General features: G+C 67.0%; 16 protein-coding genes. 11 read left to right on the forward strand and 5 right to left on the reverse strand.

Annotated features, from left to right (window positions below; genetic code table 11):
* Positions 1–7: 7 nt before the first annotated feature.
* The gene (locus tag ACWEWT_RS08075; RefSeq protein ID WP_452557396.1) at positions 8–1,213 is read right to left on the reverse strand and encodes a metallophosphoesterase; all 1,206 of its coding nucleotides are present in this window, start codon (positions 1,211–1,213) and stop codon (positions 8–10) included.
* Positions 1,214–1,329: 116 nt separating this feature from the next.
* A complete protein-coding gene (locus ACWEWT_RS08080; protein ID WP_452557398.1) occupies positions 1,330–2,085 on the reverse strand; it encodes an IclR family transcriptional regulator in 756 nt (251 codons plus the stop codon).
* A gap of 268 nt (positions 2,086–2,353) precedes the next feature.
* Between ACWEWT_RS08080 and ACWEWT_RS08085 the strand changes: the two genes are divergently transcribed.
* From ACWEWT_RS08085 to ACWEWT_RS08120, 8 genes are read left to right on the forward strand one after another with little or no spacing between them, the layout of a single operon-like run.
* Positions 2,354–3,415 (forward strand): NrtA/SsuA/CpmA family ABC transporter substrate-binding protein, encoded by a 1,062-nt coding sequence (locus ACWEWT_RS08085; protein WP_452557400.1) that lies wholly within the window; start codon positions 2,354–2,356, stop codon positions 3,413–3,415.
* A 1-nt stretch (position 3,416) separates the two neighbouring features.
* Complete coding sequence (locus tag ACWEWT_RS08090) at positions 3,417–4,280, forward strand: ABC transporter permease (RefSeq protein WP_452557402.1); 864 nt, start codon at positions 3,417–3,419, stop codon at positions 4,278–4,280.
* Positions 4,277–5,074 carry an ABC transporter ATP-binding protein gene (locus tag ACWEWT_RS08095; RefSeq protein ID WP_452557404.1) on the forward strand — a complete coding sequence of 266 codons (798 nt, stop codon included), beginning with the start codon at positions 4,277–4,279 and terminating at the stop codon, positions 5,072–5,074. The genes ACWEWT_RS08090 and ACWEWT_RS08095 overlap by 4 nt, the downstream gene beginning before the upstream one ends.
* Positions 5,075–5,085: 11 nt before the next feature.
* A complete protein-coding gene (locus tag ACWEWT_RS08100; RefSeq protein WP_452557406.1) occupies positions 5,086–6,135 on the forward strand; it encodes an ABC transporter substrate-binding protein in 1,050 nt (349 codons plus the stop codon).
* Positions 6,132–7,178 carry an LLM class flavin-dependent oxidoreductase gene (locus ACWEWT_RS08105; RefSeq protein WP_452557408.1) on the forward strand — a complete coding sequence of 349 codons (1,047 nt, stop codon included), beginning with the start codon at positions 6,132–6,134 and terminating at the stop codon, positions 7,176–7,178. Before ACWEWT_RS08100 ends, ACWEWT_RS08105 begins: the two co-directional genes overlap by 4 nt.
* The gene (locus ACWEWT_RS08110) at positions 7,175–8,332 is read left to right on the forward strand and encodes an LLM class flavin-dependent oxidoreductase (RefSeq protein ID WP_452557410.1); all 1,158 of its coding nucleotides are present in this window, start codon (positions 7,175–7,177) and stop codon (positions 8,330–8,332) included. The genes ACWEWT_RS08105 and ACWEWT_RS08110 overlap by 4 nt, the downstream gene beginning before the upstream one ends.
* A gap of 10 nt (positions 8,333–8,342) precedes the next feature.
* Positions 8,343–9,050, forward strand: a complete 708-nt coding sequence (locus tag ACWEWT_RS08115) for a class II aldolase/adducin family protein (RefSeq protein WP_452557412.1) — start codon at positions 8,343–8,345, stop codon at positions 9,048–9,050.
* 25 nt (positions 9,051–9,075) lie between these two features.
* On the forward strand, positions 9,076–10,023 hold the full coding sequence (locus ACWEWT_RS08120) for an ABC transporter substrate-binding protein (RefSeq protein ID WP_452557414.1): 948 nt from the start codon (positions 9,076–9,078) through the stop codon (positions 10,021–10,023).
* 159 nt (positions 10,024–10,182) lie between these two features.
* Here ACWEWT_RS08120 and ACWEWT_RS08125 read toward each other — a convergent pair whose 3' ends face one another.
* Positions 10,183–11,580 carry an MFS transporter gene (locus tag ACWEWT_RS08125; RefSeq protein WP_452557416.1) on the reverse strand — a complete coding sequence of 466 codons (1,398 nt, stop codon included), beginning with the start codon at positions 11,578–11,580 and terminating at the stop codon, positions 10,183–10,185.
* A gap of 388 nt (positions 11,581–11,968) precedes the next feature.
* On the opposite strand from ACWEWT_RS08125, the gene ACWEWT_RS08130 reads away from it, so the two are divergent.
* The 3 genes from ACWEWT_RS08130 (at position 11,969) to ACWEWT_RS08140 (ending at position 15,896) form a co-directional block, all read left to right on the forward strand.
* Positions 11,969–13,150: an L-talarate/galactarate dehydratase gene (locus tag ACWEWT_RS08130; protein ID WP_452557418.1), complete on the forward strand. Its 1,182-nt coding sequence runs from the start codon at positions 11,969–11,971 to the stop codon at positions 13,148–13,150.
* Between the two features lie 182 nt (positions 13,151–13,332).
* Entirely contained in the window at positions 13,333–15,318 is a 1,986-nt protein-coding gene (locus tag ACWEWT_RS08135) for an MFS transporter (RefSeq protein WP_452557420.1), read from the forward strand.
* Positions 15,315–15,896 carry a TetR/AcrR family transcriptional regulator gene (locus ACWEWT_RS08140; protein ID WP_452557422.1) on the forward strand — a complete coding sequence of 194 codons (582 nt, stop codon included), beginning with the start codon at positions 15,315–15,317 and terminating at the stop codon, positions 15,894–15,896. Before ACWEWT_RS08135 ends, ACWEWT_RS08140 begins: the two co-directional genes overlap by 4 nt.
* 11 nt (positions 15,897–15,907) lie before the next feature.
* Here the strand turns inward: ACWEWT_RS08140 and ACWEWT_RS08145 are convergent, their stop codons facing one another.
* Both ACWEWT_RS08145 and ACWEWT_RS08150 read right to left on the reverse strand, forming a co-directional pair.
* On the reverse strand, positions 15,908–17,125 hold the full coding sequence (locus tag ACWEWT_RS08145; protein ID WP_452557424.1) for a cytochrome P450: 1,218 nt from the start codon (positions 17,123–17,125) through the stop codon (positions 15,908–15,910).
* 26 nt (positions 17,126–17,151) lie between these two features.
* Positions 17,152–18,174: a radical SAM protein gene (locus ACWEWT_RS08150; RefSeq protein ID WP_452557426.1), complete on the reverse strand. Its 1,023-nt coding sequence runs from the start codon at positions 18,172–18,174 to the stop codon at positions 17,152–17,154.
* Between the last annotated feature and the right edge of the window lie 126 nt (positions 18,175–18,300).

Genomic DNA, 18,300 nt, shown 5'->3' on the forward strand with positions numbered 1-18,300 from the left:
GGGATGTTCACCGCTGTCGAGCGGAACGCAGCGTTATCACGGTGATTTCGCTGGGCGCGAAGATGCGGAACGGCGGACCCCAGAACCCGGAACCCCTGCTGGTGTACAGCTGGGTGCGTTCGCCGTGGCGGCTCAACCCGTGCACGGTGGGTTGGTCGAGGCGGACCAGGAAGTTGAACGGCCAGATCTGACCACCGTGGGTGTGGCCGGCGAGCTGGAGGTCGACACCGGCAGCCACGGACTCGACGACCTGTTTGGGCTGATGCGCGAGCATGAGCACCGGAAGCTCGGGATCGACTCCCGCCAGCGCGTCTTCGAAGTTCGCGCCGTGACCACTGAGCTTCGCCGACTTCGCCGTCGCGTCGTCGACACCCGCGACGACGAGGCGGTCGCCGCCGCGCTCGACGACGATGTGATCGTTGTGCAGCGTTCGCCAGCCGATCGAATCCATATAGTCGAGCCAGCCCTGCGCCTCGCCGAGGTACTCGTGATTGCCCGTGACATAGACCCTGGCGAGCCCGGCGTCCATGGTGGCGAGCGGGGCCGCCTGCACACGTCGTTGCGCCACGGATCCGTCGGCGATATCACCGATATGGGCGACGATATCGGGTCGTAGCTCGTTCACGGCAGCCGCGACTCCGAGCGACCACTTCGTCCGGTCGATCGGACCGAAATGTGTATCGGTGACGGCGACGACCCGGGTACCGTCCAGACCCGGGCCGAGGCGGGGCAGGGTGACGTCCACATACTTGATCCGCGGAATGCGCATGGCCTCCCGATTGCCCCAGATCAGGAGAACCGCAGTCACGAGAACGACCGCGGTGGCGGCCGAACGTGAGCGAACAGGGTCGTCCACGCCCAGGAAGCCGAGCGCGAACCGCGCGACCGTGCCGATCGCCGACCACGCGAAGAGCACCCAGATGATTCCCAGGATGGAGTCACCGAGCCGGCCCGCCCAGTCGAGCTGACGCCGGCCATGGCTCAGCACCAGTGTCACGGGTAGAGCCAGGAGAGTGATCGCGAAGGCCGCTGTTCCCACGGCGACCACGGGTGTCGGCCACCGGGTTCCGGACATCACCAGTGTCCACCACGGGACACCGAAGAGGACCAGCAGGACGGAGACGAGCGTCGCGGCGATCGCGAGCGCCCGCAGGGGTCTGTGTACCGTGCGCGAATCCGGGCGGACCGTGGTATCTGGCGACGAAGTGCTCACCACCTCGATCCTAATTCAGCTCTCGCGACTCTCGAACGATCACGGCTGATCACCGGCTGCGGCGGGCCCGGATACCGGTGGCCGGCGCGGCGAGGAAGCGTCGGCGGATCGGACGCTCAGACCAGGACACCCGCGATATTGCGGGCGGTGACCTTCGCGAGATCGACGAAGAAAGGAACCCGTTCGTCGATCATCAGCTCGACCGGCCCGCGCAGCCCGAGGGCGAACCGGACCTGTCCCGCCCCGGCACCGATGGGTACGCCGATGGTCCGGAATCCGTGCACGAGTTCTTCGTCGTTGAACGCGTATCCACGTTCCCGGGTGCGGGCGAGCTCCTTTCCGAGTTCCACCGGCCCGGAAATCGAACGTGCGGTGCCGCTGTCGTACGGCAGCCGGGTCAGCTGCTCCTCGCCGGCCTGCGTCCAGGCGAGGAGCGCCTTACCGAGTGCGCTCGCATGCAGCGGAAGTCGGAGGCCCTGCAGTTCGTGTCCATCCGCTTCGCGCCAACTACTGGTTCCCAGCAGCACGGCATCATTGCCGTGCCGGGTCGCGACGGAAGCTTTTGCGCCCGTGATCGTCGCCAGCTCTTCGAGGTGCGGTTCGGCGAGGTGGATGCGGTGCTGCCGATAGGCGAGCTGACCGTATTCGGCCAGCGTGGTCCCCAACCGGTATCGGCTGGGTGAGTCCACCTTGTCCAGGAAGCCGGCCTCGACGAGTGCGGAGAGCAGGCGATGAGTAGTGCTCACCGGCAGGTCGAGCCGACGGGCGATCGCGGAGACACCGAGGTCGTCGCCGTCGCGGAAGCAGGCGAGGACGGACAGCGCGCGCGAGACGGACTGGAGTCGGCCGTTGGCCGAGGACGTGGGCTCCACGCGCCGACGCTAGCACGGAGCGTGGCCGTTTCGGTCTCCGACTTTCCGTATTGTGGAAAGCTTCTACTCGTTCTCGTGCGACGCTTCGGCTTCTCGATATGACTTCTAACTGGTAATTCCGGCGGACTCTGCCTTCTGCGGCGAACGAACACACGTCCGGCTCTCGCGTCAAGCTTTCCGTTCAAAGGAACGGTAAGGGTGGGTGCTGCTGCGGATGCCGCCTAGTTTTCTGAGCATCTCGTCATCTCTCGACTAGGAGCCACCACCGATGCGTCCCCACCACCGCCGACCTCGTGTGCGCGCCGCTCTCGCAATCCTTCCCGTCGTCGCGCTGGTCGCCGCCGCGTGTGGTTCCGGCGGAGCGGGTTCGGACCGTTCCGGCGCGGGAGGCGAACCCACCTTCGTGCTCAAGGTCACCGATGAAGGCAATTCCGGTCCGCTCGCGGTCGCCAAGCGCGACGGGACTTTCGACGAAGCGCTCGCCCCGTTGGGCGCGAAAGTCGAATGGGTCAACGCGCCGCCTTCGTTCAGCGCGAACCTCAAACTGTTCAACGCCGGTGAACTCGATGTCTCCGGTGGGGCCTACAGCCCGGTCGTGGGAGCGCTCTCGAAAGATGTCGGCGTTCGGATCATCGCGGTCGCCGACCCGGTGGATCAGGATCAGGCCGGCATCGTCGCCGGGCCGGACTCGGGTATCCGGGAGGTCGCCGACCTGGTCGGCAAGCGAATCGCCGTCAACCCGGCAGGGAAGGGTGAGTACATCACGCTGAAGGCGCTGGAGCAGGCCGGGATTCCGGCCGACCGGGTCGAGCGGGTGCCGCTGCAGATATCGGATGCCGCCTCCGCCTTCTCCACCGGGCAGGTCGACGCGTGGGCGTCGTTCAACGATCCGTACGCGGAAGCCAAGGCCCGCGGGGCCGTCGAGATCGCGACCGAGGCCACCGTCGGCTCGACGGACAATACGATCGTCGCGTTCCGCACCGAGGTGCTCGAAGCCCGGCCCGATATCGCCGCGAAGTATCTCGAGACCTTGCAGCAGCTGGTCGAGCGTCAACGATCCGATCCCGCGGACTTCGAGAACGTATTCGAGAAGGCCGGGCCGCGAGCACTGTCCGGTGACCGGCTCGAGCGTGCGATCGATCTCGGTCGCCGGGCGTCGGTGCCGCACTATCCGACGGCCGAGGACGCGGCCGACCTGCAGGGCGTCGCGGATCTGTTCTACGAGAACGGGGTGATCACCCGGGCCGTCACCGCGGCGGATGTCTTCTATCCGCTCCAGGAGAATCTCGCCGCCGCCGGGAACCTGCCCGCACCGACCACGGGGAAATGAGATGTCCGTCGTGACACCACCGCGCGCGCCGGGAGGACCCGATCAGAGCCGCGGGGAACCCGGCCTCGAGGTGCCGCACTACCGGGCCGGCCGGCGCCGGCCCCGGTGGGTGTCGATCCCGCTGCGCTTCCTCGTACCCGGCCTGCTCGTCGCGGTGTGGTGGCTCGGCTCGGCAACCGGCGTGATCGGCGAGGAGATCCTCGCCGGACCGCCGAAGGTGTGGACGGCTTTCGCCGAGTTGTACGAAACCGGGCAGCTCGTCGACTTCTCGATCGCCTCGTTCCATCGTGCCGCACTCGGAGTCCTGTTCGGGGTCGTGACCGGGCTGGTCCTCGGTGTCTGTTCCGGATTGTCCAGCCTCGGTGAGGAACTCGTGGATTCCACGATGCAGATCAACCGCGCGGTGCCGTTCCTCGCGTTGGTTCCCCTTTTCATCGCGTGGTTCGGGATCGACGAGACGTTCAAGGTGCTGCTCATCGCGTTCGCCACGGTCGGGCCCATGTACGCCTACACCTATCTCGGCGTCCGCAATGTCGATCGCAAGATGGTCGAAGCCGCGCGGAGCTTCGGATCGACGGGCCCGCGGCTGGTATTCGAGGTGATCCTCCCTTCGGCCCTTCCCGGAGTGCTGATGGCACTGCGGATATGCCTGTCCATCGCGATCACCGGCCTGATCGCGGCCGAGCAGGTGGGAACCAGGGAGGGGATCGGCTATCTGGTGACCCTCGCGCAGGAGTACAACCGCACCGACTACATGGTGCTCTGCGTGGTCCTGTACGCCGTACTGGGCCTGATCTTCGACGGGGCGGTCCGGATCATCGAACGGTTCGCGATGCCGTGGCGCGGACAGGTGGCTGCCCGATGAGCCCCGAAGCGCCCCTGCCGCCCTTGTCCACGCGCACCCGGAGCCCGGCGTCGGCCACCGCCCGCAGAGCGGGCGAACCGGTGGCCGTCTCGATCACCGGTCTGCACAAGAGATTCGGGGACAAAACCGTTCTCGACGGGATCGACCTGGAGATCCGCCGGGGCGAATTCGTCGTCCTGCTCGGTCCGTCCGGTACCGGCAAGACCACCCTGCTGCGGCTGCTGACCGGTCTCGAGAAGCCGGACGGCGGAAAGATTCTCGTACCGCCCCGCCGGACGACCGTCTACCAGGAACCCCGGCTGATCCCGTCGAAACGGGTGCTCGGCAATGTCACCATCGGGCAGCGCCGTACCGCCGAGACGAAGGATCGCGCTACCCGCGCCCTGGCCGAGGTCAATCTCGAGGGCAAGGCGCGCCAGTGGCCGGCCACCCTCTCGGGCGGCGAGGCACAGCGCGTGGCGCTGGCGCGGGCGCTGGTTCGCGAACCGGAACTGCTGCTGCTCGACGAACCGTTCGCGGCGCTCGACGCGCTGACCCGGCTCCAGATGCAGGATCTGGTCGGCGATCTCGTCGCGCGGCACCGGCCGGCGGTACTCCTGGTGACCCACGATGTCGACGAAGCAGTCCGGCTGGCCGACCGGGTGCTGATCCTGAACGAGGGCCGGTTCGCCGTCGATACCGATATCGACCTCGCCCGCCCCCGCGACCGCACCGATCCGGAGTCCCTGCGCTACCGCGCGGCTTTCCTGGCCGAGCTGGGTGTCGGCCGCACCCCCTCCCCCACGACCCGCTGAAGGAGCATGCGATGACCGCTGCCACCGACCCCGTCCTCGACACTCTCTGGTACACACGCTGCCCCGTGCCCACCGCGAGCGGTTTGGCGCACAGTCTCGGCTGGCTGGGCGAGACCGCCGCCGCGGCGGGAATCGACCTGGGCGTGTTGCAGGACGCCGGTCCCGAACTGGCACCGCGACACTTCGACCATCAGCTGCTGGGCCTGATCCGCGAGGGCGGCAATGTGCCCGCGCTGGCGGCGCGGGCCGCGGGCTCACCCACCCGGCTGATCGGCCTGACCTGGATCGACGAAGCGCAAGCGATCCTGGTGGCGCCCGATTCACCCGCTTCCGGACCGAGTGATCTGGCCGGGCTGCGGATCGCGGTCCCGGCCTGGGCGCAGGACCGGGCCCGCAGTTTCCCCCGGGCGATGGCTCTCCACGGGTTCGCGAGCGCGCTCGCACTCGGCGGGCTCACCCTCGCCGACGTCCGACCCGTCGAGGTCGCGGTCGAGCGCGACCCGCAGGTACGGGGGGAGAACGCGACGGGCCGCAGAATCACCACCTGGGGTGTGGAGGCGCTGCTCGCCGGCGACGTGGACGCGATCTACGTCAAGGGTGCGCGCGCTCAGGAGGTCGCCCGCGAACACGGCCTGCGTACCGCGGTGGACCTGGATACCACCGAATCGAAGCGGTCGCGCGTCAACAATGGGACCCCGCGCCCGATCACCGTGCACGCGGACCTGCTGGAATCGCGCCCCGATCTGGTGGTCGGGTTCCTCACCCAGACATTGCGCGCCGCGGACTGGGCCGCCGGCAACCTCGACGAGGTCCGCGCGGTACTGGCCCGGGAGACCTTCTCCGGCGCGGCGGGAGTGCAGGCCGCGTACGGCGACACCTTCCACCGCGGCCTGCACCCGAACCTGTCCGACGAGCGGATCGAACTGCTCGATATCCAGAAGCAGTTCCTCTACACCCACGGCTTCCTCGCCACCGACTTCGATCTCGCCTCGTGGGTCGCCCCGGAACCGCTGCGACAGGCGAGCGCGCGGCTCGCCGCCGAACGAGAGGTGACGTCGTGACCGAGTTCCGGTGGGAACTTCCGGTGCGCGGTGACGGCCGCCATGTCGATTCCGTCTCCGCGCACCGCGACGGATTCGATTTCCTGGATCAGGTCGTCCTCGCTGCCGAACTGTCCGGACTCGACGGTGTCGTCGTACCGTACGACCCGGCGGGTGAGGAGTCCTGGGTGGTCGCCGGCTCCGCCCTGCGGCAGACCCGCCACCTGCGGGTCGGCGTCGAATTCCATCCCGCGTTCGGGACACCCGTGTACGCGGCCAAACTGTCGGCGACCCTGCAGCGGCTCTCGGCCGGCCGGCTCGACTGGCGGTTGCGGGTAGAAACCGACGCCGCCGACGCCGCGGCGCTCGGGGACCGGGTCACCGGCGCCGATCGCTACCGGCGGGCAGCCGAATTCCTCACCGTGGCACGGGGCGTATGGAACGAGGAGCAGGTGCTGCCCGGACGGTTCGGCGGGACCGGTTTCGAGTTCGCGGGCGACTACTACGACGTCGTCGACGGCGGATTCCGCGGGATCCTGTCCGGTCTGCCTTTTCCCCTCGTCCACCTGTCCGGCGTTTCGGCCGCGGCGATCGAACTATCGGCCGAGCACGGCGACGTGCATATATTCGCCGAGACCGCGGCCGGTATCGATGGTGCGGTGGCCGCCCTGCGGGAGGCGGCGAACAGGTTCGGGCGCACCGTGCGTGCCGGACTCGCCCTGCCGATTATCGCCCGGGAGAGCGCGGACGAGGCATGGGCACGCGTCCTGCGCCAGTGGCGCGAGGTTCGTCCGGAGGCGGACGACGCCGAGGTCCGGGCGCTCGCGCTCGACGGCTTCCGCTGGTCGGGCTTCGACCGCATCGGTTACCCGCGGTCGATCGGCCTGGTCGGCAGTTACGCACAGGTGGCGCGGGCACTCTCGGACTACCGGCGGCGCGGCCTGGAGATATTCGAACTGACCGGGCACCCGCATATCGAGGAACTGCACCGCGCCGGCGAACATCTGCTGCACCTCGCCGATCCGGCCGGCCGCATCCTCGCAGGACAGGAGAACCACGCGTGAGCACGGACTTCTACTGGCGCATCGGTATGGAGGGCGACCATGCGTCGTTGCGCACGCCACGTCGCTACAACCGGGGGCATGCGGGCGGCCACGGGCCGGGCAATATCGCTCCGGCGATCCGCGGCGGCAGGTTGGACGGATACAGCTATATCGACCATATGGCCGCGGTGGTGAAGGCATCGGAATCCGCGGGGTTCGTCGGCGGGCTGTTGCCCTCGTTCCCGATCACCGAGGATCCGTGGGCCACGGCGTCCGCGCTCGCCCGGGAAAGCGATACCTACCGTTTCATGGTGGCGTTCCAGCCCGGGTTCCTGCACCCGGTACAGGCCGCCCGGATGTCGGCGAGCCTGCAACGCGCCACCGGGGGACGCCTGGTCTACAACATCATCAGCGGCGGCGGCGGAGCACCGCAGTTGTGGTGGGGCGACAAGGTGGCGCACGACGACCGCTACGCGCGCACCTCGGAGTTCCTCGACGTGCTCCGTGGTGTGTGGGACGGCAACCCGTTCGACTACGCCGGGCGGTTCTTCCGGACCGCGGGTGCGGCGCTGCCACCGTTGCTGGCGGGCCGGCCGTTCCCCGAGGTGTACTTCTCCGGGTCGTCCGGTGCCGCCGTGGACGCCGCGGGCCGGCACGCCGACTACTACCTGTCGTGGCTCGAACCGTTCGACGATCTGCGGGCGAAATTCGACGGAGTCCGTGCGCATTCCAGGAAGTCGGGCCGCACACCGAAATTCGCGGTCCGGATCGATATCGTCGCCCGGCATACCGAAGAGGCCGCCTGGACGGAGATCGAGAAGGGCTGGGCCTCCGTCGACCGGGCCGCGGCCGATCGGGCCGCCCAGGGCGATTCCGTCGGTGCCGCCCGGATCAAGGGCTGGGTGCCGGAACACATCACCGGTTACCGCGACCTGGAAGTCCAGCCCAACGTGTGGTGCGGATTCAGCCTCATCCGCGGCGGGCCGGCATTCGGGCTGGTGGGCAGCTATGAGCAGATCGCCGAACGACTGGACCAGTTGACCGACCTCGGCGTGGACGCGTTCATCCTCGCCGGCAATCCCCATCTCGAAGAGGCCTACCGGGTGGGCGAAGAAGTGCTACCGCTCCTCCGGCGCACCACCCCCACCCGGGTTCGCCCCCTTTCCACTCGATAGGAGAATCAGCATGACCAGCACCGAATCGCGCGTCACCCCTTCGGTCGAGGCTTTCGTCGACAACGCGCGCCGCGCCGCCGACACGGCCTTCCGGGTCTTCCGCGAGACCGGGACCGTTTCCGCCAACGGCACCGTGAACTTCGTCGAGCGGGTCCCGGGCGAAGAACTGGCCGTAGCGCTCAACGAGCCCGGCCCGTGGGCGGACGACCGCAGCGCGAAGCCGATCCTCGCGACATTCGACGGAGAGGTACTGGCCGGCACCGGTCCGGCCGGCTTCGTCACCGGTTACGCCCGGGTGTTCCGCGAGCACCCCGAGATCACCTCGATCGTGCACGCGCATACGCCGTGGCTGGGTGGATGGGCCCAGACCCACCGGACGCTGCGCATCAAATACGCGGCCTCGCAGCGCCTGACCCTCTCCCGTGATATTCCGGCACATATCGACCGCAGCCAGGCCGCGGGCGATTTCATCCTCGACCGCCTGGTCGACGATCCGGACCTCGTCGCGATCTTCGAGGCCAACGGCGGCGTCAATGTGATCGGCCGGTCGGGGCTACTCGATCTCGCCAAATTCGTGGTCCTGCTCGAAGAGGGCGCCCAGTACCAGGCGCTCGGTGAACTCGTCGGCGGCGCCGTCGACTTCGACCCGACCAACCTCGTGGCGCAATGGGGCCGCAGTGGATTGGTCGACGAGGCCCGCCGCCGCGGTCTCGTCTGATTCGTCGCCGAAAAGGAACTCCCCCATGACTATTCGTATCGGTTACTTCCCGAACAACAACTCCTTGTTCGTGCTGCGCCACAACGGCCTGCTCGAACGCTATCTCCCCGATGTCGAGTGGGTGGACCTGCGCGAGCTACCGGCTCCGCCGCGGGCCGATCCTCGTACAGGGCTGCCGACCCTGCACTCGGACTGGTTGTTCGAGGACGGTGGATACGATTTCATCGGCACCGGGTTCACCCCGCCGATCACCGGTCTGGGGCAGGGACGCGATCTGGTGTACATCGGTATCTCCGGCCCCCGTGTCGAGAACGGGCGGTTGGTGAGCCTCGCGGACTCCGGTATCCGCACCGTCGCCGACCTGCGCGGTAAGCGGGTCGGGATCGCGCACGGTTCGTGGCAGACCACGCTGGCGCTGCTCGCGCTCGACCGCGCCGAGCAGCGCTGGTCCGATATCGTCCCGGTCGATATCGACGTGAACAACGGCGGGGAGGCCCTGTTGCGCGGTGAGATCGATGCGTGGGTCGGTGCCTACCCCGCCCTGGCGGAGGTCGAGGCGACCGCGCGGGTGCACACACTCGTCGACACCGACGGCCTCTTCAGTCATCCGTCGCTGTGGTTCGTCCGGCGTGCGTTCGCCGAGAACCATCGCCCGGAGCTCGAAGCGATCATCACGGCCCTGCAGGAATCGGATGCGTGGATCGTCGCGAACCCGCGTGCGGCGGCGCGTTTCTTCGTCGACGATGCGGAAGGGCGCGGTGGTTCCGCCGATCTCGATCGCTGGGAGGCGGCGTTGCGCGGACGCCCCTTCGGGATCGGCTCGGTCACCGACGAATTCCTCGACGAGCAGCAGCGTTCCGCGGATCTGTTGCACTCCAACGGTTTGCTGCCTCGGACGGTCGATGTCCGCAGTGCGGTCGTGCCGTGGATCGGTGCGGTCGTCGACGCGCGGCGCTCGGTCACCACGGGGTGAGTGCGCGAACGTCACGGCGGGAATCGTGGCCGGGGTAGCCGCGGGAGCCGTGCGTTTCGTCGTGGCGGAGGCGTGACTCGTAGCCGCTGGAGACGCGAAACTGTCCGGGGCCGTTCGGCCCCGGACAGTTTCGCGTCGCACCCTGGGATGCCGTGATCCCTATGCCGCCGAGTTCTGGTACTCGGGCAGTTCGACTCGCTTGATCTCGCGAACGATGAACAGGTAGCTGAACACGGCCAGGGCCGCGCAGACGCTCACGAAGGCCAGCGCCAGATCGAACGACCCGGTGGCGTCGAGAATGTAGCCGATGACGAGCGGGGTGACGATACCGGCGACGGCGCCGAAGGTATTGAAGACACCGCCCGCGAGCCCGGCGATCTGTTTGGGGGCCACATCCGACATGACCGCCCAGCCGAGCGCGCCCAGGCCCTTGCCGAAGAACGCGAGGGACATGATGACGACCACCAGCCAGGAGGCGGACACCCAGTTGCAGACGATGATGCTCGTCGACAGCAGCAGGCCCACCACGATCGGAATCTTGCGGGCGGCGGTGAGGCTCAGGCCGCGCCGGGCCAGCCGATCGGAGAGCCAGCCGCCCAGCACGCCGCCGCCGAATCCGCACAGTGCGGGCAGGGACGCGACGAATCCGACCTCGAGGATGCTCATCCCGCGTTCCTGAACCAGATATACCGGGAACCAGGTCAGGAAGAACCAGGTGATGGTGTTGATGAAGTACTGGCCGACGAAGACACCGAGGGTCGTGCGGTTCTTCAGCAGGGTGGCGATATGGCGGAGATTCTGGGTGCCCGAGGTGGCGTCCTCGGCCTGCTGCTGCTGTTCGGCGGTGGGGGCGGCGTCCATATCCACCAGCGCACCGCCGGCGGCGATGTAATCCAGTTCGGACTGTTCGATACGGGGGTGGCTGCGGGGCGCGTAGATGACCTTGGTCCAGATGACGGCCAGAACTACGCCGACGCCGCCGATGACGGTGAAGACGTGCTCCCAGCCCATGGCGGTGACCAGCCAGCCCATCAGCGGAGCGAAGGCCACCGTGGCGAAGTACTGGGCGGAATTGAACAGGGCCGAGGCGAAGCCGCGCTCGTTGGTGGGAAACCACGCCGCGACGATCCGCGAGTTGCCGGGGAACGACGGTGCCTCGGCCAGACCGACCGCGAATCGGAGAATGAACAGCAGGAAGATCGCGGCACCGGCGAAGAAGCCGATGGCGCCCTGCATCATGGTGAAAACGGACCAGAGGAAGATGGCCAGGCCGTAGACCTTCTTGGATCCGAACCGGTCCAGCAGCCAGCCGCCGGGTATCTGCGCGATCAGATAGGACCAGGAGAAGGCCGAGAACAACAGACCCAGCTCGCTGGAACTGATGTGCAGCTGATCCTGCATGGAATCGCCGGCAATGGAAAGAGTGGAGCGGTCTGCGTAGTTGATCGTGGTGACGAGGAAGAGCATCGCCAGGATCAGGTACCTGGTGCGGCCCACCTTGGCGGCGGCCGCCGGGAGGGCGCCCGTCGGCTCGTCCGGCCGGTCGAGAGTATGCATGGTCGGTCTCCTAGACCTGGGTGATGCGAGCTGCGCTGCCGCATGTGGTCCGAGCCACAGAATGTGTGGCTGCGTTAGACCGTAAGGACGGTAACGATTCACGTCCATATCGAAAATTATTGTTTGCGATACCTATTTTGTATGTATCGCCGCAGCCATGGCAGCCCTCCCGCACCAGCCCGTTACGATACCCAATTCGAATCGTGGCATCTAATTCTTATGTTGGACTTGGATCGCTTCGCGCCCATAACGTCGATGCCACACCACAGGGTGAACCAGGTCACCCGGACGGCCACAGCGCCTCCCCCGGTCCGGGCCTGCCGCCCACGCGGCATCGCGGTCCACTGCGACCCGGACGTCGACCACCACTCGATCAAGGACGGAATTGATGACCACGACCGCTGCGACGCCTCGAACCAGTCCGATCTCCGCCGGTCCGGCAACCCTCGACCGGATCGCCTGGTTGCGACTCTCCTCGGTGACGCTGCCGCTGGTAACGCCGATCAGCGACGCGAAGGTCTTCACCGGCCGGCAGAAGCCGATGACCGAGGTCGCCTTCCTGTTCGTCGAGGTCGCCACCGAACAGGGCCACGAAGGGATCGGGTTCAGCTATTCCAAGCGGGCAGGCGGTCCGGGGCAGTTCGCCCATGCCCAGGAGATCGCCGAGACTCTCCTCGGGGAGGATCCCAGCGATATCGGCAAGATCTGGACCAAACTCGCGTGGGCGGGTGCGTCGGTGGGCCGTAGCGGTCTGGCCACCCAGGCCATCGCCGCCTTCGATATCGCACTGTGGGATCTGAAGGCCAAACGCGCCGGACTGCCCCTGGCCAAACTGCTCGGCGCGCATCGCGACTCCGTCCGCTGCTACAACACCTCCGGCGGCTTCCTGCACACCCCCACCGAGCAGGTACTGGAGAACGCCACCGCCTCACTGGCCAGCGGTATCGGCGGAATCAAGATCAAGGTCGGCCATCCCGACGGCAAATACGACCTGGCCCGCCTGACCGCGGTACGCGAGCATATCGGTGACGACACAGCGCTGATGGTCGACGCGAATCAGCAGTGGGATCGGCCGACCGCCCAGCGTATGGGCCGCGCCATGGAGGAATTCGGCCTGGTCTGGATCGAGGAACCACTCGACGCCTACGACGCCAAGGGGCACGCCGCACTGGCCACCGCCCTGGATACCCCTGTCGCGACCGGCGAAATGCTCGCCAGCGTTGCCGAACACGTGGAACTGATCCGGCACGGCGCCGCCGATATCATCCAGCCCGATGCGCCCCGGATCGGCGGTATCACCCAGTTCCTCAAGCTCGCTGCCCTGGCCGAACACGACAATCTGCAACTCGCACCGCATTTCGCCATGGAGATCCACCTCCATCTCGCCGCCGCCTACCCGATCGAGCCGTGGGTGGAGCACTTCGACTGGCTGGAGCCATTGTTCAACGAACGCTTGGAGATCAGCGACGGGCGGATGCACGTCTCCGCCCGGCCCGGCCTCGGGATCACCCTCAGCGACCAGGCGCGCGCGTGGACAGTCGCCGCACACGAGGTCGGCGACCGCCCCTGAGGTCCCGGCCGCCCGTTCGTCGGTGGAACACCTCCGGCCCGGTGACGATCCGGCGGGCGGCCGGGGTTGCCGACAGCGCGACCTGCATCACAATCGCCGCCCACCGCTCGACTCAGCGTGGTGAACACTGGTTCACTCGTTCGGGGTGAACACTCGTTCACCCCGAATAGAAGGGTTCCTGAGTGAGCGCGCAAGACCACGTCGCGAAATCCGAAGGCTCACGGAGCTGGACAGTGATGGCGACCTTGGCGCTCACCGGCACCGTCGTCTCACTCCAGCAAACGCTCGTCCTCCCGCTGCTGCCCGATCTTCCCGGCCTGCTGAACACGACCGCCGACAACGCGTCCTGGCTGGTGACCGCGACCCTGCTCTTCGGCGCGGTCTCGATTCCGACCGTCACCCGGCTCGCCGATATGTTCGGGAAGAAGCGGATGATGATGGTCGCACTCGCCATCATGGTGCTCGGCTCGGTCCTCGGCGCGGTCAGCACCGACCTCATCCTCATCATCGTCGCTCGCGCGCTGCAGGGTGTGGGGCTCTCCCTCATTCCCGTAGGTATTGCGATTCTCCGGGACGAACTGCCGCGCGATCGCACGCCGCTGGGTGTCGCACTGATGAGTGCCAGCCTGGCGATCGGCTCCGGTGCGGGACTACCCCTGTCCGGACTGATAGCAGCACATCTGGACTGGCACGCCATATTCTGGGTCACCGGAGTGGTAGGGGTCGTCGTCCTCGTCGCCGTCTGGCGGGTGATCCGCGAGTCGCCGGTCAAAACCGGCGGGTCGTTCGATTACCGGGGCGCGATCATCGGATCGGTCGCCCTGACCGCGGTGATGCTCGCGTTGTCCAAAGGGGCGCACTGGGGCTGGACCTCGGGTATCACCCTGACCATCGTCGGCGTGGGCACAGCACTTCTGGTCGCCTGGGTACCGCTCGAACTCCGCGTCCGGAATCCGCTCGTCAATGTCCGGATCGCCGCCCGCCCGGCCGTCCTGCTGGCGAACGCGGCCTCGCTGCTGCTGGGCTTCGCGATGTTCGCGAACATGCTCGTCACCACCCAATTGCTGCAGCTGCCGGTGAGTTCGGGATACGGGCTCGGATACGACATCTTGAACACCGGGCTGTGGATGGCGCCGATCGCGCTGGTATTCGGCGCGATGGCGCCGGTGTCCGCGCGGATCATCCGTCGATACGGCCCGGTGGCGACACTACTCACCGGCACGCTCGTGATGGGGGGGTCCTATGTGGCCCGGGTGTATCTCAGTGACAATCTCTGGCAGATAGTCGTCGGCTCGGTGCTGGTGGCCGGTGGAACATCGATGACCTACGCCGCACTGCCCACCTTGATCATGCGCGCCGTTCCGCTCACCGAATCGGCATCGGCCAACGGACTGAACACCCTACTGCGATACATCGGTACGGCTCTGTCCAGCGCAGTCATGGCCGCGGTGGCCACCATGAGCACGATCCGAGTCGCCGACGAGGTATTTCCCAGCTTCCAGGCCTTCACCGTGGTGTTCTGGGTTTCCGCGGGCGCCTGCTCGATCACCGCCGTCATCGCGTTGGCCATGACCGGACTTCGGGAGACACCGGACGAGAACACCGAGGAGCTCGACAAATCCGACCATGCGCACGAGGCAGTGGCGGGCGGGAAAGTGCTCAGCCGCACGGACCGCCCGATCGGTCACGCGGTCGTCACCGTGTTCACACCGTCGGCGGACCACGTCGACTGGAGTCAGGTGGACTCCACGGGCCACTTCTCGGTCGCCCTCCCCGGCCCCGGCCGCTATCTCCTGGTCACCGCGGCCGACGGATGGACACCGGACTCCCGTCTGGTGGATATCGACACCGGTGGCAGAATCGATGCGATCGTGCTGAAGGAACGTTTGATGATGGCGGGCACCGTGATCGATGCGAGCGGGCCGGTGGACGGTGCGCATGTGGTCCTCACCCGGCAGACCGGCGAAGCCGTCGGAACGACCCGGACCGGTGCGATCGGAGATTACCAATTGCCGCTTCCGCAGAACGGGAGATACATCATCACCGCGTTCACGAATACCTCGTCCAGCGCACGCGCAATCACCATCTGGGGCTCGGCTCGCCAGTTCGATATCGAACTTCTCGGACCCGCCGCGCCGGTGCACGCCGATACGGTATCGGTGCGGTGACCCGAGCCAGGGATGCCGCGGTGGCCGCGGCGTCGAAGCTGTTCGCGGAGCGCGGATACCGCCACGTGACCATCCGCGATATCGCGCTGGCCGCGGGGCTGTCGCCCGCGATGGTGATGAAGGCGGTGGGCAGCAAGGAGAAGCTCTTCCACGAGGTAGCGGAGGTGCAGCCGCTCGACCTCGACGGAATACCGCACGATGAACTCGGCCGGGCCCTGGTCCGCAACATCATCGACCGCATGCAGGCGAATGCGGTGGAGCCGCTGGGACGCGCGATCATGCTGCGGCTCACCGCCCCCGATCCCGCCACGATTCAGGAGAAGTTCACCAGCGGCTACTTCGACGCCCTGGCCGAACGGCTCGGCGGCGGCGCGGACGCCGAGCTGAGGTCCGAGTTGGCTGTCGGTGCGCTGATGGGCCTAGCCGCCGCGCTGCGGATCTTCGAAGCCCCGCATTCCGCCGCGCATTCCGATCAGGTGTTGCTGCGCTTCGGCGATATCGTCCAGAACCTGCTGGACGGTGGCCACCCGGACGGCATCTCGAACGCCACGACGGCGACGCGACACAGCGCAGAGTAACCTGCCCGTCTTCATGCCTCCAGCACGACGGGCAGCCGCCGCAATCCGTGGAGCGCGCGGGAACGCAGCGGAGCTTCCTTCCCCGCGATATGCGCGTTCGGATACCTTTCGAAGAATCGCTGGACCGCGATCACAGCTTCCGCGCGGGCCAGCGCGGCGCCGATACAGAAATGGATCCCCGCACTGAAGGTGAGGTGGCGATGAGGTTCCCGGCGCCGGGGATCGAACACGTGTGGGTCGGTGAATATTTCCGGATCGCGATTGGCCGCGGCCAGCAGCACCACGATCGGCGTTCCCGCGGTGATGATCCGACCCGCGAGCCGGGTATCGGTCGCGGCGACCCGGACGACGTACTGGACGGGAGCGTCGTAGCGCAGGGATTCTTCGATCACCGGCGCGTAATCACCGTCTTCCGGCCGCAGGTGGGGATGTCTCAGCAACATGTTCAGAGTGTTTCCGAGGAGATGCGTGGTGGTGCCGAAACCGCCGACCAGCAGCATGCTGCACGTGGCGATGGCCTCGCGCAGACTCAGTTGCGCCGGGCATTGCCGCGCCAGACCGGCGATGAGCCCGGGGCCTTCCGGATCGGCATGACGCAGACGCTCCCTGAAGTACGCCGTCATCTCGGTGACGAGGGCACGGGAACGCTGCCGTTCCTCCGCCGTTCTGGCGCCGTCCAGCAATGAGGCGAGCATATTTCCCCACGCGGCGAAGCGCGGGGCTTCGCTATCCGGCAGCCCCAGGATTTCCGAGATCATCGCCATGGGAACGGCTTCGGCGTAGTTGGTGATCAGATCGGTGACCCGGTCACGGGGAAGCTCGTTCAGGCAGTGCCCGGCGATCTTTTCGATGCGCGGCCCGAGGTCGGCGAGTTCACGCCGGTGGAATACGGGTGCGACCAGGGATCGTAGCTCCGTATGCCGTGGCGGTTCCAGTTTCAGAAAGGAGTCGTCGACCGGATGCACCAGCGTGACATCGCCGGCTTCGTTGCGGCGGCGGGCCGACGCCCCGATGGGCGCCGGGCCGAAATCGCTACTGGTGAGTACCTGATGACTCGACGCGTGCGAGGCGGTGAACAACAGGCCGCGACGACTGGTGGCCAGCGCGCCCCGGGCACGGATCTTCTCGTATTGCCGATGCCGGTCGGCCCCGGGCCGGGCCCAGAGGATCCGGGCGCCGGGGTCACCGCGAAGAACATCCGAGAGGATTCGCGCCTTCTCCAGAGACATTGTCGCCATGGTGGGTACCGCCCGCCCTAGGCACCGACCGCCTCGACGGGCGCCGGCCGGGCGGGATGGTAGCTGGACCAGTAGTACTGGCGATAGAAGTTCTCGGCCAGCGTCACCCACGTGTTCAGCTGTTCGCGATCACCGAGAAAGCGGTGCATGTTGACCAGCAGCCAACTCCATACGGCCTGACTGTCCCGGCAGTTGTCGCAGTCTCCGGTGGTGGCGCAGTACTGCACGCTGTGATCGGTCCGGTAGGCGTTGAAACGGCCGACGATCGGGTGGCCCTCGGTCAGGCGCCGGGCATGCGCCGGGTGGTCATTGCTGATGCTGGGGCAGGTCTCCGCGCCGAAGGTACCCCAATGCGTGCGGCCGGTGACCAGCGTGCGGAAGTAATACGGGTCCCCGATCACGGTGTCGGGATATGTCTCGCGCATACGAGTCATCTCCTCGATCGCCCGTTCCTCGTTGTGCAGTCGCGCAGTGGGATCGGTGCCGTTGTCGCTGTAGTAACCGAAGTTGATCTGGTTGCCGTTGGCGGCGATGGCCTCGACGGTTTGTTCCAGGTACGGCATCCCGGCCTCGCTCAGCGTGTAGACCCAGGTGGCCCGCGGGTCGCCGGCATAGGTGCGCAGCGCCTTGCCGAACAATCCGCTCATCCGCCGGCCGTTGGGCCCGTGACCACGTAACTCGTCGTCCACCGGACCTCCGCCCCACAGCGAGACCGCGATGGCGAGATCTTCCAGTCCGTCGTAGGGGATCGGCCGCGTCCCGTTCGTCACCACCGTGACATTGCGAATCGTCTCCGCGAACACGCGGACCCGATCCAGGACCAGTGCCGGCTCACCGCCGATCAGCAGTGTGCTGGTGATCTTCTTGGAATCGCGCAGGTCTTCGGCGAACGCGCGGATCGAGTCCAGATCCCGGATCTCGACGCTCTGCTTGTCCATATCGTGTTCGAAGAACCAGCAGCCCTTGCACCGCAGGTTACAGGCGTCGGTAACCCAGACCTCCACCGTGCGGATACCGCGGGCTACTTCGTTCACACGCATCAAACGCTCCGCCAATGCCGGATCGTCTTGCGCGAGCTCGAATGCTCTGGTTACAATGCGTTCCTTACTTGGCCTGACTTCCAGGAAAACGGGCTGAGACACGACATCCTCCTCGGTGCGATGCGG

The sequence above is a fragment of the Nocardia sp. NPDC003963 genome (genome assembly GCF_053605105.1).